At 40.0% G+C, this 15,033-nt stretch carries 17 protein-coding genes; 14 read left to right on the top strand and 3 right to left on the bottom strand.

The genetic code is table 11. From position 1 onward, the window contains the following. The first annotated feature begins 170 nt into the window (after positions 1-170). Genes H7U01_RS09205 through H7U01_RS09195 form a run of 3 tightly spaced genes read left to right on the top strand, consistent with a single transcriptional unit; the run spans position 171 to position 740 of the window. On the top strand, positions 171-365 hold the full coding sequence (locus H7U01_RS09205) for a class IIb bacteriocin, lactobin A/cerein 7B family (protein WP_004181980.1): 195 nt from the start codon (positions 171-173) through the stop codon (positions 363-365). Between the two features lie 26 nt (positions 366-391). Further along, positions 392-592: a hypothetical protein gene (locus tag H7U01_RS09200; protein WP_013989905.1), complete on the top strand. Its 201-nt coding sequence runs from the start codon at positions 392-394 to the stop codon at positions 590-592. Then, positions 585-740: a class IIb bacteriocin, lactobin A/cerein 7B family gene (locus H7U01_RS09195; protein ID WP_013989906.1), complete on the top strand. Its 156-nt coding sequence runs from the start codon at positions 585-587 to the stop codon at positions 738-740. Before H7U01_RS09200 ends, H7U01_RS09195 begins: the two co-directional genes overlap by 8 nt. Before the next feature lie 622 nt (positions 741-1,362). Here the strand turns inward: H7U01_RS09195 and argS are convergent. Continuing rightward, positions 1,363-3,054 (bottom strand): arginine--tRNA ligase, encoded by a 1,692-nt coding sequence (argS, locus tag H7U01_RS09190; RefSeq protein ID WP_201041491.1) that lies wholly within the window; start codon positions 3,052-3,054, stop codon positions 1,363-1,365. A gap of 154 nt (positions 3,055-3,208) precedes the next feature. Between argS and argR the strand changes: the two genes are divergently transcribed. Genes argR through mutS form a run of 3 tightly spaced genes read left to right on the top strand, consistent with a single transcriptional unit; the run spans position 3,209 to position 6,547 of the window. Beyond that, on the top strand, positions 3,209-3,637 hold the full coding sequence (gene argR / locus H7U01_RS09185; RefSeq protein ID WP_171963598.1) for an arginine repressor: 429 nt from the start codon (positions 3,209-3,211) through the stop codon (positions 3,635-3,637). Beyond that, positions 3,637-3,996 (top strand): YlbF family regulator, encoded by a 360-nt coding sequence (locus H7U01_RS09180; RefSeq protein ID WP_060972890.1) that lies wholly within the window; start codon positions 3,637-3,639, stop codon positions 3,994-3,996. Before argR ends, H7U01_RS09180 begins: the two co-directional genes overlap by 1 nt. Then, complete coding sequence (mutS, locus tag H7U01_RS09175; protein WP_201041490.1) at positions 3,989-6,547, top strand: DNA mismatch repair protein MutS; 2,559 nt, start codon at positions 3,989-3,991, stop codon at positions 6,545-6,547. The genes H7U01_RS09180 and mutS overlap by 8 nt, the downstream gene beginning before the upstream one ends. A 28-nt stretch (positions 6,548-6,575) precedes the next feature. Here mutS and H7U01_RS09170 read toward each other — a convergent pair whose 3' ends face one another. Together H7U01_RS09170 and H7U01_RS09165 are read right to left on the bottom strand one after the other, a co-directional pair. Continuing rightward, positions 6,576-7,031 (bottom strand): DUF3021 domain-containing protein, encoded by a 456-nt coding sequence (locus H7U01_RS09170; protein WP_002889588.1) that lies wholly within the window; start codon positions 7,029-7,031, stop codon positions 6,576-6,578. Continuing rightward, positions 7,028-7,465 (bottom strand): LytTR family DNA-binding domain-containing protein, encoded by a 438-nt coding sequence (locus tag H7U01_RS09165; RefSeq protein WP_013989911.1) that lies wholly within the window; start codon positions 7,463-7,465, stop codon positions 7,028-7,030. The genes H7U01_RS09170 and H7U01_RS09165 overlap by 4 nt, the downstream gene beginning before the upstream one ends. A gap of 178 nt (positions 7,466-7,643) precedes the next feature. Between H7U01_RS09165 and H7U01_RS09160 the strand changes: the two genes are divergently transcribed. The 8 genes from H7U01_RS09160 (at position 7,644) to spx (ending at position 14,717) form a co-directional block, all read left to right on the top strand. Beyond that, positions 7,644-7,949: a hypothetical protein gene (locus tag H7U01_RS09160; protein WP_201041489.1), complete on the top strand. Its 306-nt coding sequence runs from the start codon at positions 7,644-7,646 to the stop codon at positions 7,947-7,949. Between the two features lie 51 nt (positions 7,950-8,000). Then, positions 8,001-9,944, top strand: a complete 1,944-nt coding sequence (gene mutL, locus H7U01_RS09155; protein WP_201041488.1) for a DNA mismatch repair endonuclease MutL — start codon at positions 8,001-8,003, stop codon at positions 9,942-9,944. A gap of 130 nt (positions 9,945-10,074) precedes the next feature. Beyond that, a complete protein-coding gene (locus tag H7U01_RS09150) occupies positions 10,075-10,296 on the top strand; it encodes a hypothetical protein (RefSeq protein WP_201041487.1) in 222 nt (73 codons plus the stop codon). 157 nt (positions 10,297-10,453) lie between these two features. After that, positions 10,454-11,044, top strand: coding sequence for a Holliday junction branch migration protein RuvA (ruvA, locus tag H7U01_RS09145; protein ID WP_013989915.1), 591 nt, complete (start codon positions 10,454-10,456; stop codon positions 11,042-11,044). 8 nt (positions 11,045-11,052) lie between these two features. After that, complete coding sequence (locus H7U01_RS09140) at positions 11,053-11,607, top strand: DNA-3-methyladenine glycosylase I (protein ID WP_201041486.1); 555 nt, start codon at positions 11,053-11,055, stop codon at positions 11,605-11,607. A 96-nt stretch (positions 11,608-11,703) separates the two neighbouring features. Then, positions 11,704-12,969: a competence/damage-inducible protein A gene (locus H7U01_RS09135; protein ID WP_201041485.1), complete on the top strand. Its 1,266-nt coding sequence runs from the start codon at positions 11,704-11,706 to the stop codon at positions 12,967-12,969. Positions 12,970-13,009: 40 nt separating this feature from the next. Further along, complete coding sequence (recA, locus tag H7U01_RS09130; RefSeq protein WP_201041484.1) at positions 13,010-14,149, top strand: recombinase RecA; 1,140 nt, start codon at positions 13,010-13,012, stop codon at positions 14,147-14,149. 169 nt (positions 14,150-14,318) lie between these two features. Continuing rightward, positions 14,319-14,717, top strand: a complete 399-nt coding sequence (gene spx, locus H7U01_RS09125) for a transcriptional regulator Spx (RefSeq protein WP_002886328.1) — start codon at positions 14,319-14,321, stop codon at positions 14,715-14,717. The last annotated feature ends 316 nt before the right edge of the window (positions 14,718-15,033 follow it).

Below are 15,033 nucleotides of genomic sequence, written 5' to 3'. Positions count from 1 at the left end.
AAAAAGCAGGGCAGACCTGCTTTTTTTGATGGTGACATTTATGTCACTATTTTTTGTTTGATTGACAAATTATAATAATAACATAGCTCGAGAGAATACCAACGAGCTAGCGAGTGGAAAGAATAATGACACTCGTTATTATAATTCTAAAAATAGAAAAGGAGAATTGGATGGTATTGAATTTAGAAAATGTAAACTGTGTTACTCTTCAAGATGAAGAATTGATGATGGTTAACGGAGGTCTTGCACCGATTGTAATTGGTGGAGTTGTCGTAGGTTGGAAGGTCATTGGTGGCGTTGCAGGTGTTATAGCAGCAAGTGGTGCTGCAGGGATTGCAGCAGGTTATTATGCTAATCGTCCTTAACATTCAAGAATCATTGGAGGCAGACAATGTTTAAAGAGCTTGTAAAATATCTACCAGAGTTAATTATTCTTTTAATAAGCCTGCTCTATAATATTGCACGAATGATGAGCGATTTGGGTTATATTAAAGTTCCATCATGGATGTTATCCATCGATGTTCCAAATATAGCGTTGCTCTTAATCTTGATTATATTAATTTTGAAAATGCTAGGAGAAAAAGATGTCTAAAAAATATGAGTTGAGTAAAAAAGAATTACAGGAAATTCAAGGAGGTGTTGCACCAATTATGGTTGCTATTGGTTTAGGAAGTCTAGCAGTTGCATCATTTAGTTCAGGATATAAATTTGGAACAGATTTAGCTAGACGTGGACGATAGGTGACAGAATCACTCTGTGAAAGTGGTATTATAATTTCACATTGTATTGTTTACCAATTTAATTTAGAATTTCTATTCTTAAGCTACTTTTAAGTTTATGAGGATATATTATAACCATCCTAATAAAGCAGCTAGCTTTTGTGAGCTAGAGGTAAACATAATTTTTTCATAACAAATCTCCCCGAAGAAAGTCTAGAAATCTAGGCTTTTTCTTCTTTTTTGAGGTTTTATTAGGATATTTTAAGAAAACACTTGAAAACCCTTCCAAAACAAGGTAATATAGTTATATAAAGATTCTATTGGACAAGCGGTCACCTTGGAGGATTAGGAAGAAGAGGTTGGGAAGCCTGTACAATCGTATCTTTTCAGTGGTCTCTGGGCTGCTGTGAAAATCCCTGAGGGGATTTTTTTCTGCGATTTAAGGTTTCTTTAAGGTAGGGAGGTTATACTTTAAGTCTCCTAAATAACTTTTACTGAACGCTGTTCAGTAAGTCTCGTTGGCTTATACTTTTTGTAGAACAACGAACTTTTCTTTTTCATAATCTCCAAAAGAGCTCAACCTGACGTGTTGGGTTCTTTTTTTGGTTACTAAAAAAACGCCCTTAGGCGTTTTAAGTATAGATTACATTTCGTCTGGAGCTTCAACACCGAGAAGACGAAGAGCTTCTTTGAGGACTGTTGCTGTTGCGTAGCAAAGAGCCAAACGGCTGTCACGTTCTGGGCTTTCGTCCAAGATACGTGTGTGCGCATAGTATTTGTTAAAGGCTTGTGCCAAGCTGATAGCAAATTTAGCAACGATAGATGGTTCAAAGTTGTCTGATGCACGGTTGATGATACGTGGGAAGTCTTGGATATGTTTGATGATTTCCCAGCTCTCAACGTCGTTTAGGCTGTATGTAGCATCTGCAGATGGCGTGAAGTCAGCCTTGCGCAAGATAGATTGGATACGAGCGTGTGCATATTGAACGTAAGGTCCAGTTTCTCCTTCGAAGGATACCATAGCGTCAAGATCAAAGTCATAACCATTCATGCGGTCTGTTTTAAGGTCGTAGAACTTGATAGCTCCGACACCAACAGCGTGAGCAACAGCTTCCTTGTTAGGTAAGTTTGGGTTTTTAGCTTCGATTTGAGCTTGGGCACGGTTAACAGCTTCAGCGATAGTTGGCTCAAGCAAGATTACGTTACCCTTACGGGTTGACAATTTCTTACCGTTCTTAGTTACAAGACCAAAGGCGACGTGAGTCATATCGTCAGACCAGTCGTAGCCCATTTCTTTAAGAACAGCTTTCAACTGTTTGAAGTGGGCAGATTGTTCATTACCAACCACATAGATAGCTTTGGCAAAGTCGTAAGTACGTTTACGGTAGAGGGCAGCAGCCAAGTCACGTGTGATGTAGAGTGTTGCACCATCTGATTTTTTGATGAGGGCTGGGTGTTCGATACCGTATTTTTCAAGGTTAACCACTTGGGCACCTTGAGATTCTTGGAGAAGTCCTTTTTCTGTCAAGATGTCAACGACTTCGTCCATCTTATCATTGTAGAAGGCTTCACCGTTGTAGCTATCAAATGAAACACCAAGTTCATCATAGAGACGGTTGAATTCTACTAAGCTTTCGTCACGGAACCATTGCCAGAGGGCAGTTGCTTCCTCGTCACCAGCCTCCAATTTACGGAACCATTCACGAGCCTCTTCGTCTACAGATGGGTCTTTTTCAGCTTCAGCATTGATACGCACATAAAGTTGAAGGAGTTCATTGATAGGGTTGGCTTTGACAGCTTCCTCGCTACCCCATTTCTTATAGGCAACAATTAGCATTCCAAACTGTTTACCCCAGTCACCCAAGTGATTGATGCGGACTGGTTTGTAGCCTTGTTTAGCTACGATGTTGGCAAGAGCGTCAGCGATAACTGTTGAACGCAAGTGACCGATAGAGAAAGGTTTAGCGATGTTAGGACTAGACATATCAAAGGCAATGTTACGTCCGTGACCGATGTTTTGGTCAGCGTAGTGGCTGCCTTGAGCGATGACTTGTCCAAGAACGTCCGCCGAGATTTTTGATTTATCAAGGAAGAAGTTGATGTAAGGACCAACAGCTTCAACTTTTTCAAAGTTTGAAGCATCAATTTTTTCAGCGATGTCTGCTGCAATCATTTGAGGGGCCTTGCGCAAGACTTTAGCCAATGAGAAGGCAGGAAAGGCGAGGTCTCCCATGTCAGCATTTTTAGGGGTTTCAAGCAGATTTTGAATGTTTTCTTGTTCCAATTCGGGAACAACTTTGGCAATTTCTGCTGCGATGAGTTCTTTAGTATTCATAGGTACTCCATTTCAAATCTTGTCATTCATACCTATTTTACCATTATTTTAGTTAATAGGGTAGAGACAAGAAAGTATCTCTCAAGAAGTATTTCATGAAAAAATACAAAAATTCTGTTATAATATGCAAGGAATATACATAAAAAGAGGAAAGATAATGAAGAGAGATCGTCAAGCTGTTATCAAACAGATGATTTCAAGAGATAAGATTGGGACACAAGAGGAAATTAAGCAACGCCTAGAGGCGGAAGGTATCACGGTTACACAGGCTACCTTGTCACGTGATTTGCGTGAGATTGGCCTGTTGAAGCTTCGTGATGAGGAAGGTAAACTTTACTATAGTTTGTCTGAGCATGTGCTTTCAAGTTTGGATCCTACGGTTAAGGACTATGTCAAATCAGTTTCCCGTGCCCAGTTTATGCTGGTTCTCCATACAGAATTGGGTGAAGCAGATGTTTTGGCTAACCTGATTGATAGTGACGGCAATCCTGAAATTTTAGGAACCGTTGCTGGCGCAGATACCCTATTGGTAATCTGTAAGGACGCAGTGGTTGCTGAAAGATTGGAAAGTGAGTTTCACTGATGAAGACTCCCCATCAGGATTTCCAAAAAGCCAAAGAAGAGTTAATCGACCTCCTCAAACACCATGAGGCGGTTCTTGCTTTTCAAGAGGCTGAGAAAGCTATTGGACAGATCCCTCAGATTAGTTCTATGGCTGGACAGATGAAGGCTTATCAACAAGAAGCGGTGCTTTTTCAAAAAATTGAGAAACAACGTGCCTATGAGGAGGCAGGTGAGCAGGCAGATTTGATTCAGAATGAGTTGGAAAATTTGCCTATTGTTCAGGATTACCGTCAAAAGATGCAAGATGCCAGTGACTTGATTCAATATGTGACCAAGTCAATCGAAGAAAAGATTAACGAGGAGTTAAGACATGGCTAAGGAAAAGATATCTCCAGGAATGCAGCAGTATTTGGATATCAAGGAAAATTATCCAGATGCTTTTTTGCTGTTTCGGATGGGGGATTTTTACGAATTATTTTACGATGATGCCGTTAAGGCTGCCCAAATATTGGAAATTAGCCTAACCAGTCGTAATAAGAACGCAGATAATCCCATTCCTATGGCAGGTGTTCCTTATCATTCGGCTCAAGCCTATATTGATGTCTTGGTTGAGATGGGCTACAAAGTAGCCATTGCTGAGCAGATGGAGGACCCTAAACAGGCTGTTGGCGTGGTCAAGCGTGAGGTGGTTCAGGTTATCACGCCAGGGACAGTGGTTGACAGCTCTAAACCTGATAATGCCAACAATTTCTTAGTAGCCATTGACAAGGTTGGAAGTCGATTCGGTCTGGCCTATATGGATGTATCAACGGGTGAATTTTTTGCGACAGAGTTGGATGATTTTAGTTCAGTTTGCAGTGAAATTCAGAATCTTAAGGCACGTGAAGTAGTCGTTGGGTATGATTTACCTAAAGCTGATGAACAAGTTTTGGTAAAGCAACTCAACCTGCTTCTCTCCAAGGAAACAGAGGTTTACGATGATGTCCACTTGATTGACACTAGTTTGACAGATTTGGAAAGCAGTGTGGCGGGTAAACTTCTCCAGTATGTTCATCGAACTCAGATGCGAGAGCTCAGTCATTTACAAAAGGCTCAGCACTATGAGATTAAAGATTACTTGCAGATGTCCTATGCGACCAAGTCAAGTTTGGATTTACTGGAAAATGCTAGGACGGGCAAGAAACACGGATCTCTTTTCTGGCTCTTGGATGAAACCAAGACAGCTATGGGAATGCGTCTCTTGCGAACTTGGATTGATCGTCCTTTAGTGAATCAAGCCACTATCACCGAGCGTCAGAATATCATCCAAGTTTTCTTGGACAATTTCTTTGAGCGTAGTGACTTGACTGAGAGTCTAAAAGGTGTTTACGATATTGAGCGCCTGGCCAGTCGTGTTTCCTTTGGCAAGGCTAATCCAAAAGATTTGATTCAGCTAGGTCATACTTTGGCTCAAGTACCGGTCATTAAGGCGATTTTGGAGTCTTTTAATGATGAGGCCTTGTCACGTCTTTTACAAGAGTTAGATGCTCTGCCAGAATTAGAGAGTTTGATTCGGTCGGCTATTGATCCTGATGCTCCTGCAACCATTACAGAAGGTGGCATTATCCGTGTTGGTTTTGATGAGACCTTGGACAAGTATCGCAAGGTGATGAGTGAGGGAACGTCATGGATCGCAGATATCGAAGCCAAGGAACGTGAAGCGTCTGGTATTACAACACTAAAGATTGATTATAACCGTAAAGATGGTTATTACTTCCATGTGACCAACTCTAACCTTAGCTTGGTTCCTGACCATTTCTTCCGCAAGGCAACTCTGAAAAATTCAGAGCGCTTTGGAACTGCTGAGTTGGCTAAAATTGAAGGTGAGATGCTTGAGGCGCGTGAAAAATCATCAACGCTAGAGTATGATATTTTCATGCGTGTCCGTGAACAGGTTGAACGCTATATTGACCGTTTGCAATCTTTGGCTAAGGCTATTGCGACAGTCGATGTGCTTCAGAGTCTGGCTGTTACAGCAGAGACTAATCATTATGTTCGTCCTGTGTTCAATGATGAGCATCGTATTGTTATTGATCAAGGCCGTCATGCAGTGGTTGAGAAGGTTATGGGCGTTCAGGAATACATTCCAAACACGATTACCTTTGACAGTCAGACCAATATTCAGCTCATCACAGGACCAAATATGAGTGGTAAATCCACCTATATGCGTCAGTTAGCCTTATCAGTAGTTATGGCTCAGATGGGGTCTTACGTGCCAGCAGATAGTATTGATTTGCCAGTTTTTGATGCTATCTATACACGTATTGGTGCTGCAGATGACCTGATTTCAGGCCAGTCGACCTTCATGGTTGAGATGATGGAGGCTAACCAGGCTATTAAGCGGGCGACACCTAATTCCTTGATTATTTTTGATGAGTTGGGACGTGGGACAGCCACTTATGATGGTATGGCTCTGGCTCAGTCTATTATTGAGTTTATTCATGACAAGGTGGGGGCTAAGACCATGTTTGCGACCCATTATCATGAGTTGACAGCCTTGTCAAACAGTTTGACACACCTTGTCAACGTTCATGTGGCGACACTTGAAAAGGATGGTGAGGTGACTTTCCTTCACAAAATTGTCGATGGCCCAGCTGACAAATCTTATGGTATTCATGTGGCTAAGATTGCAGGTTTACCAGCAGATTTACTGGAACGTGCTGACACCATCTTGACACAACTAGAGGGCGATACAGTTACCATCCAACCTCAGGAAAAGGTATCGCCTCAAGAGAAACCTGCCACTGAAACGCATGTCAACGAGCAAATCTCTCTCTTTGATGATTTTACTGAAAATCCAGTTCTTCAAGAGTTGCGTGATTTAGATATTTACAACATGACACCTATGCAAGTCATGATGGCTGTAGCAGATTTAAAACAGAAACTATAAAAGAAGCTTGTCAATTGACAGGCTTCTTTTATAGGTGTTTCAATTCTTGGTTGAGTTGTTCAATATCCTTTTTCATTTTCCAATAAGAGAAAACCCAAACGAGGAGATAGATAAGGCTGAATTCAATGACTAGCTCCAAGTAGAAAGTCAAACGTAGAGGGAACCATCCGCTGAGGGTAGCTAGTGGGATGAAACCTAGACAGGTCAAGGCGTAGTGAGTGAGGGTTGCACGAAGCAAACTCCACTCAGCCTTACGGAAGATATAACTAGCGACTTCAAAAAGAATACCGATAGCAAACCAAGTGATGAGGCAGTAGGCCAATACTATAGATCCGTGAACCTGATGTGATGTCATCCATTGCCCAATGGCTGAGTGAGGATTAAGAGGCATGTAGCTTGGCGCCCAGATAAGAGACATAATCATAGATACAGCTAATCCAATAAGGATGCCACTTGTGCCTGATTTAAAAAATTGTTTTTTCATTGTAATTTCTCCTTTATTGCTTTGAGGTAACGGCGTGATGAGTAGGTAGTTTCCTTGTTTTTAAGGTGAATTTCTACGAGGCCGTTAGGGGTGATGTTGAAGCGTTCAATTTCTTTGAGGTTGACAATCTCTGATTGTGAAATTTTGATAAAGTAAGATGGCAGTTTTTCTAAAACTTGATAGAGACGTAAGCCTAAGGGGTACTCTCCTTGAATAGTTTCAGCTAGAACTTGTCGATTTTCGATGTAAATTCTGGAAATAGCTTTGGGTTCGATAAGATAAGTTTCTCCATCTTTTTTTCCTTTGAGTCGGTGGTTGTCATCCAAACTTTCGACAAACTCGACGACTTGCTGAATCTTTGGCGTCCGACTAGGTGCCTGAATCTGCAACGTCTCTTCTTGAAATACCGAGTCAATCTGAACTTTTATTTTCATAACGATCCTTTCTTGTTTGTAATTGAGGAGGCCTCCTCCCTTTCACACCTTTATTAAACACTATTTACTAGCCCACAGCAATAGCACTTGTCTATGTGGTCCTATATGGTGTCTAAGTGGTTGAAAATATTTTAGAAAACCCCTATACTTAATGAAAACGCACTGACGAGGTAATCACATGAAATCTATAATGAAATGGTTAACAGGAATTTTTCTTGCTTTTAGCTTGCTTTTGAGCTCTTTTACACCTTTTGAAAAGGCACTAACACTGAACTTGCTCTTGTTTTATTTCTTTGTTAAGCAGTTTATGGATTCTACAAGATCGCCTAAAACCTACCAATGGATTTTCCAAATCATCTACCTCTTGATTTTTTCTGGGCTCATTTGGTTCAACCTTCGTCATGGGGATATGATTGTTATAGCTACAGCCTTATCTTGGCTAACAGTTGTGTGTGAGTTGTGGCTTTACAGTAAGCATAAGTAACAGTCAGCACCAGTGAATTTATCAACCTTTTAGAAGGGAGAAAAAATAATTATGCCAAAAATCATCGAATTGCCTGAAGTTCTAGCCAATCAGATTGCTGCTGGAGAGGTCGTAGAGCGACCAGCTAGTGTAGTTAAAGAGCTGGTGGAAAATGCTATTGATGCAGGCAGCACCCAGATTACTATTGAAGTTGAAGAATCAGGCCTCTCAAAAATTCAAATTACAGACAATGGCGAAGGAATGGCTCAAGCTGATGTAGCCATGAGTTTGCGCCGTCATGCAACAAGTAAAATCAAAAATCAAGGAGACCTCTTTCGTATTCGAACTCTTGGTTTTCGAGGTGAGGCCCTGCCATCGATAGCTTCTATCAGTCATCTTACCATTGTGACGGCGGCTGATGGAGAAGCCTATGGGACTAAACTGGTTGCCAAGGGTGGGGAAATTGAGAGTCAGGATCCTATTTCAACACCAGTTGGAACAAAGATTACCGTTGAAAACTTATTTTATAATACCCCTGCTCGTCTCAAGTATATGAAGAGTTTACAGGCCGAGTTGGCTCATATTGTCGATGTTGTCAATCGTCTGAGTCTAGCTCATCCCGAAGTTGCCTTCACCTTGCTTAATGACGGTCGTCAGTTGACACAGACCTCAGGTACTGGAGACCTCCGTCAAGCTATTGCCGGGATTTATGGTTTGACAACGGCTAAAAAAATGGTGGAAATTTCAAATTCTGACCTTGATTTTGAAGTTTCTGGCTATGTCAGCCTTCCTGAATTAACTCGTGCAAATCGTAACTACATCACAATTCTCATTAACGGACGCTATATAAAAAACTTCCTGCTTAACCGTTCTATTTTTGATGGTTATGGTTCTAAACTCATGGTAGGACGCTTCCCTATTGCGGTTATTGATATTCAAATTGATCCCTATTTGGCTGATGTCAATGTTCACCCAACAAAACAGGAAGTACGTATCTCTAAAGAAAAGGAGCTTATGGCCCTCATCAGCTCTGCCATTGCTCAAAGTCTTAGAGAGCAGGATTTAATTCCAGATGCCCTTGAAAATCTAGCCAAGTCAAGTACTAGAGGTGTATCTAAACCGGTTCAAACGAGTTTACCACTCAAACAGACCAATCTTTACTATGATAGCAGTCGTAATGATTTCTTTGTCAAACCAGAGACTGTCCAAGAAGATATCAAATCTCTTGTATTAGAGTCAGAGTCTTCAGTTTCATCGGTAGAAAACAAACCGCAACCTACTGTTAAACAGGCAAAACGTTTAGCAGATGATAGTGATAGCGAACACGAAAAACTTGATTATAAAAACAAGTCGAAAATGAAGCGCATGCTTGAAAATCTGGACAATGAGGAAACATCAACCTTCCCTGAGTTGGAGTTTTTTGGTCAAATGCATGGAACCTATCTCTTTGCTCAAGGACAAGGTGGACTTTACATCATTGACCAGCATGCTGCCCAAGAACGTGTCAAGTATGAGTACTATCGCGAAAAGATTGGTGAGGTTGACAGTAGTTTACAACAGCTTTTGGTTCCCTATCTCTTTGAATTTTCAGGTTCGGATTACATTAGTTTACAAGAAAAAATGCCTCTTCTTAACCAGGTTGGTATCTATTTAGAGCCTTATGGGAATAACACCTTTATTCTTCGTGAACATCCTATCTGGATGAAGGAAGAAGAGATTGAATCTGCAGTCTATGAGATGTGCGACATGCTTCTTTTGACGAATGAAGTGTCTGTCAAGACCTATCGTGCAGAGTTAGCCATCATGATGAGTTGTAAACGTTCAATCAAGGCCAATCATGCTCTCGATGATTACTCTGCGCGTGATCTTCTAGTACAGCTTGCCCAGTGTAAAAACCCCTACAATTGCCCTCACGGACGTCCTGTACTTGTCAACTTTACAAAGTCTGATATGGAAAAAATGTTCCGTCGAATTCAAGAAAATCATACCAGTCTACGTGACTTAGGAAAGTATTAAAACTTTTTTTCGTCTTACTTTACGAATAGGAATGTTAGATTTATAATAGTGGTGAAGACAAGGAATCTTCTAATGTTTTAGCACATCATTGTAGGATGGTTGACTGATTTTTAAGTTAGGAGGTAGAGTGATGAGACACCTAACAAAAACTAATAAACACTTTTTACTTGTTGGCTTAACATTGTTAGCGACTAGCTTGATTTTCTATATTTTGGCTTGGTTAGGTCGACCAAGTTTGGAGAATGCCCTAGTAAATGTTTCTAGCATTGCCTTTACTTTAGGCGTTGTAACATATATTCTATTAGGCTTGAAGATGATTACAGATACTTTAAAGACGAGTAGTCATCCTTAAAATAGAGCAAACATAATCCACTTTCGAGTGGATTTTTTGTTACAATAGTACAGCAGTGCTTGAGGTGACAAAATAAACACTCAAGACAACTATCTTATAAGTATAAAATAACAAAGCAATCCGTTGAAGATACGAACGAGAAAGGAAATCACACGCTATGTATGATTACATCAAGGGAACTCTAGTGAAAATTACCGCCAAGTATATTGTTATAGAAGCAAACGGCTTAGGTTATATAGTCACTGTAGCGAACCCCTATAGTTTTTCTGACCAGATGAATCAGACTATCCAAGTCTACCTTCATCAGGTTATTAGGGATGACGCCCACCTTCTTTTTGGTTTCCATACTGAAGATGAAAAAGAGGTCTTCCTTAAGCTTATTTCAGTTTCTGGAATAGGTCCGACGACTGCTCTAGCCATTGTTGCTGTAGATGATAATCAAGGCTTGGTGGCTGCCATTGATAATAGTGACATCAAGTACCTGATGAAGTTTCCAAAGATTGGTAAAAAGACAGCCCAGCAAATGGTTTTGGACTTGGCAGGGAAATTTGCAGAGTTACCAACAGAAACGACCAAGACGATACCAAGTCAACCTGAAGGGAATCATCAGTTGGATGAGGCTATGGAAGCCTTGCTTGCTCTTGGTTATAAAGCTGCAGAACTTAAGAAAATCAAAGCCTTCTTCGAAGGTACTAATGAAACGGCAGAGCAATACATTAAATCAGCTCTTAAGATGTTGATGAAATGAGGTAAGCAATGGTCAATCGTTGTCGTTGGGTTCCAACAAACAATAAATTATATTGTGATTATCATGACAAGGAGTGGGGAAAGCCTATTGGTGACGATCAAAAACTTTTTGAGCTGCTTTGCTTAGAAAGTTATCAGTCAGGACTTTCTTGGTTAACTGTTTTAAATAAACGTCAGGCCTTTAATCGTGTTTTTCATAACTATGATATTGAGCGTGTTGCCCAGTTTAGCCTAAGTGAACTTGAAGAAGCGCTTCAAAATCCAGATATTATTCGTCACAAACTTAAGTTAGAAGCAACCGTAAACAATGCCAAACAAGTACTAAAACTCCAAGATGAATTTGGCTCCCTGTCTCATTATTTTTGGCATTTCTTTGACGGAAAGCCCTTGATAAATTATGTTCCCACATATAAGGGCGTCCCATCATCAACTGATTTATCCCAACAGATTGCCAAAAATCTAAAAAAGAGAGGGTTCAAATTTTTAGGACCGACTACTATATATTCATTTTTACAAGCCGCAGGATTTGTGAATGATCATGAAAATAACTGTGACTTCAAATAAATGAGTGGATTTGATTGACAAGACGAGAAAAACATGTTAGTTTATAAACGAACATGATTTTGAGATTATTTTACGAATAGTAATATAGGTGAACCAATGAAAGCTGAATTGATTGCAGTAGGAACCGAAATCCTAACCGGGCAAATCACCAATACCAATGCCCAATTTTTATCTGAGAAACTAGCTGAACTAGGAATCGATGTGTATTTTCACACAGCAGTAGGAGACAATGAAAACCGCCTACTCTCAGTTCTAGACCAAGCTAGTAGACGTAGTGACTTAGTCATACTTTGTGGTGGACTTGGCCCTACGGAGGACGATTTAACCAAGCAAACCCTAGCTAAGTTCTTAGGAAAAAAACTTGTTTTTGATGAGGAGGCCAGTAAAAAGCTGGACAGTTTCTTTGCTACTCGCCCTAAACACACACGAACGCCTAATAATGAACGTCAAGCGCAAATTGTTGAGGGGGCTATCCCCTTGCAAAATCCTACAGGTCTTGCAGTTGGAGGTGTCATTACTACTCAAGGGGTGACCTATGTAGTCCTACCTGGGCCACCAAGTGAACTTAAACCTATGGTGAATCAGGAACTTGTTCCAGCACTTACTGAGAATCACGCAAGTCTTTATTCGAGAGTCCTAAGATTCTTTGGCGTTGGAGAAAGTCAATTGGTGACTATTCTGAAGGATTTTATTGTTAACCAAACAGATCCAACCATAGCTCCATACGCTAAAGTGGGGGAAGTAACACTTCGCTTGTCAACAAAGGCTTCTTCACGAGAAGAAGCAGATAAAAAACTAGATGTTTTAGAAAAACAAATTTGTTCTACTAAAACTCTAGATGGCAAAACCTTATCTGATTTTATTTATGGATATGGAGAGTCTAATAGTTTAGCCTTTGAAACTTTCCGTTTGCTTAAGAACCATGGCAAGACTATCACAGCAGCTGAAAGCCTAACAGCAGGTTTATTTCAGGCTAGTATTGCTGATTTTTCAGGAGCCTCACAAGTATTTAAAGGCGGTTTTGTTACTTACAGCATTGAAGAAAAATCTAAAATGTTGGATATTCCCTTGTCGCAACTAGAAAAACATGGTGTTGTCAGTCATTTTACTGCAGAAAAAATGGCTGAAGGTGCCCGAGCTAAAACAGATAGCGATTACGGAATTGCACTTACCGGAGTAGCTGGACCAGATTCATTAGAAGGACACCCAGCAGGTACAGTATTTATTGGTATTGCTGATAGGAATCAAGTAAGGTCAATCAAGGTTGTTATAGGTGGAAGAAGTCGTTCTGATGTTAGATATATTAGTACCCTCTATGCCTTTAACTTAGTTCGCCAAGCTTTATTACAAGAGACAACTTGATTTAAGTTTGTCTTTAACTATAGAAAGAAGAGGAAAAGAAGTGGCTAAGAAAACAAAGAAAACAGAAGAAATTACAAAGAAATTTGGAGATGAGCGTCGTAAAGCACTTGATGATGCTTTGAAGAATATTGAAAAAGATTTTGGTAAGGGTGCAGTTATGCGTCTTGGTGAGCGTGCAGAGCAGAAGGTTCAGGTTATGAGCTCGGGCTCGCTAGCTTTGGATATTGCTCTTGGTGCAGGTGGTTATCCTAAAGGCCGTATTATCGAAATTTACGGACCAGAATCATCAGGTAAAACGACTGTAGCCCTCCATGCTGTTGCTCAGACACAAAAAGAAGGCGGAATCGCTGCCTTTATCGATGCAGAGCATGCCCTTGACCCTGCTTATGCGGCAGCCCTAGGTGTTAATATCGATGAGCTTCTTTTGTCACAACCTGATTCAGGTGAGCAAGGTCTCGAAATTGCAGGTAAGCTGATTGACTCTGGTGCAGTTGATTTGGTTGTTGTTGACTCAGTTGCGGCCTTGGTACCACGTGCAGAAATTGATGGAGATATTGGTGACAGTCATGTTGGGCTTCAAGCGCGTATGATGAGTCAAGCCATGCGTAAGCTATCTGCATCTATTAATAAAACAAAAACAATTGCTATCTTCATTAACCAATTGCGTGAAAAAGTTGGTATTATGTTTGGTAATCCAGAAACGACCCCTGGTGGACGTGCTCTGAAATTTTATGCATCAGTACGTCTTGATGTACGTGGAAATACGCAAATCAAAGGGACTGGTGATAAAAAAGATCAAAATGTTGGTAAGGAAACTAAAATCAAGGTTGTCAAAAACAAGGTTGCCCCACCATTTAAAGAAGCCTTTGTCGAAATTATGTATGGTGAAGGGATTTCACAAACAGGTGAGCTTGTAAAAATCGCTAGTGATTTAGGAATTATTCAAAAAGCCGGAGCATGGTTCTCATATAATGGAGAGAAGATTGGTCAAGGATCTGAAAATGCTAAAAAATATTTGGCAGATCATCCAGATATTTTTGAAGAAATTGATCATAAAGTACGTGTACACTATGGTTTGATTGAACCAGATGAAGAGGATGGTGTTGAAGAAGCACAAGTTGAAGAAACATCTGATGAACTTGTTTTGGACCTTGATTCAACCATTGAAATTGAAGAATAAGCGTAAAAGAGCCGAAGAGCTCTTTTTCTCTTTGATTTAATCTAAGTAAAAAAGGATCTATGATAATTGAAAAAGTCCCCTTAGATTCAAAATAGGTCGCTAGACCGATTTCTTAAACTAAGGACAATGATAAGATAATAGTATCATGTGACAGAAAGAGAGAATTAACATGATTAAGATTTATACAATCTCAAGTTGTACAAGTTGTAAAAAAGCAAAAACATGGTTGAACAACCATCAACTTCCTTATAAAGAACAAAACCTTGGTAAAGAACCACTTACAAAAGAAGAAATCTTAAACATCCTATCAAAAACAGAGAATGGTGTTGAGAGCATTGTTTCATCAAAAAATCGCTATGCTAAAGCTCTAAATTGTGATATCGACGAGCTCAGTGTTAGTGAAGTGATTGATTTGATTCAAGAAAACCCAAGAATCTTGAAAAGTCCAATCTTAATTGATGATAAGAGATTGCAAGTGGGTTATAAAGAAGATGACATCCGTGCGTTCTTACCGCGCTCAATACGAAATGTCGAAAATTCACAAGCACGCATGCGAGCAGCTCTATAAAAAATAGAAAAAAGGAGATACTAGAGATCTTCTTTTTCCTTTCACTTTTTGGATAGAAAATAAGTATTGACATTGGTTCACAAACTTGATAGACTAATAAAGTCTCAAGGAAATTGTTCAGTAACTGAAAAAAGTTTGAAAAAAACTTTAAAAAAGTTATTGACAAGATAAGTCAGAGATGATATTATAAATAAGCTGCTTCGGAAGAGGCGGCGAACACGAGAAGTGAAAAAACTTCGAAAAAAGTGTTGACAAGTTATTCTAGATTTGCTAGAATATAGGAGTTGTCTTAAGAGAGGCAAAGACCTTTGAGAAC

It is taken from the genome of Streptococcus sp. 21.1, assembly GCF_016648635.1.
GTDB lineage: Bacteria > Bacillota > Bacilli > Lactobacillales > Streptococcaceae > Streptococcus.
Note: the sequence above shows the minus strand (reverse complement) of the source record. Positions and strands in the feature narration are given on the sequence as shown.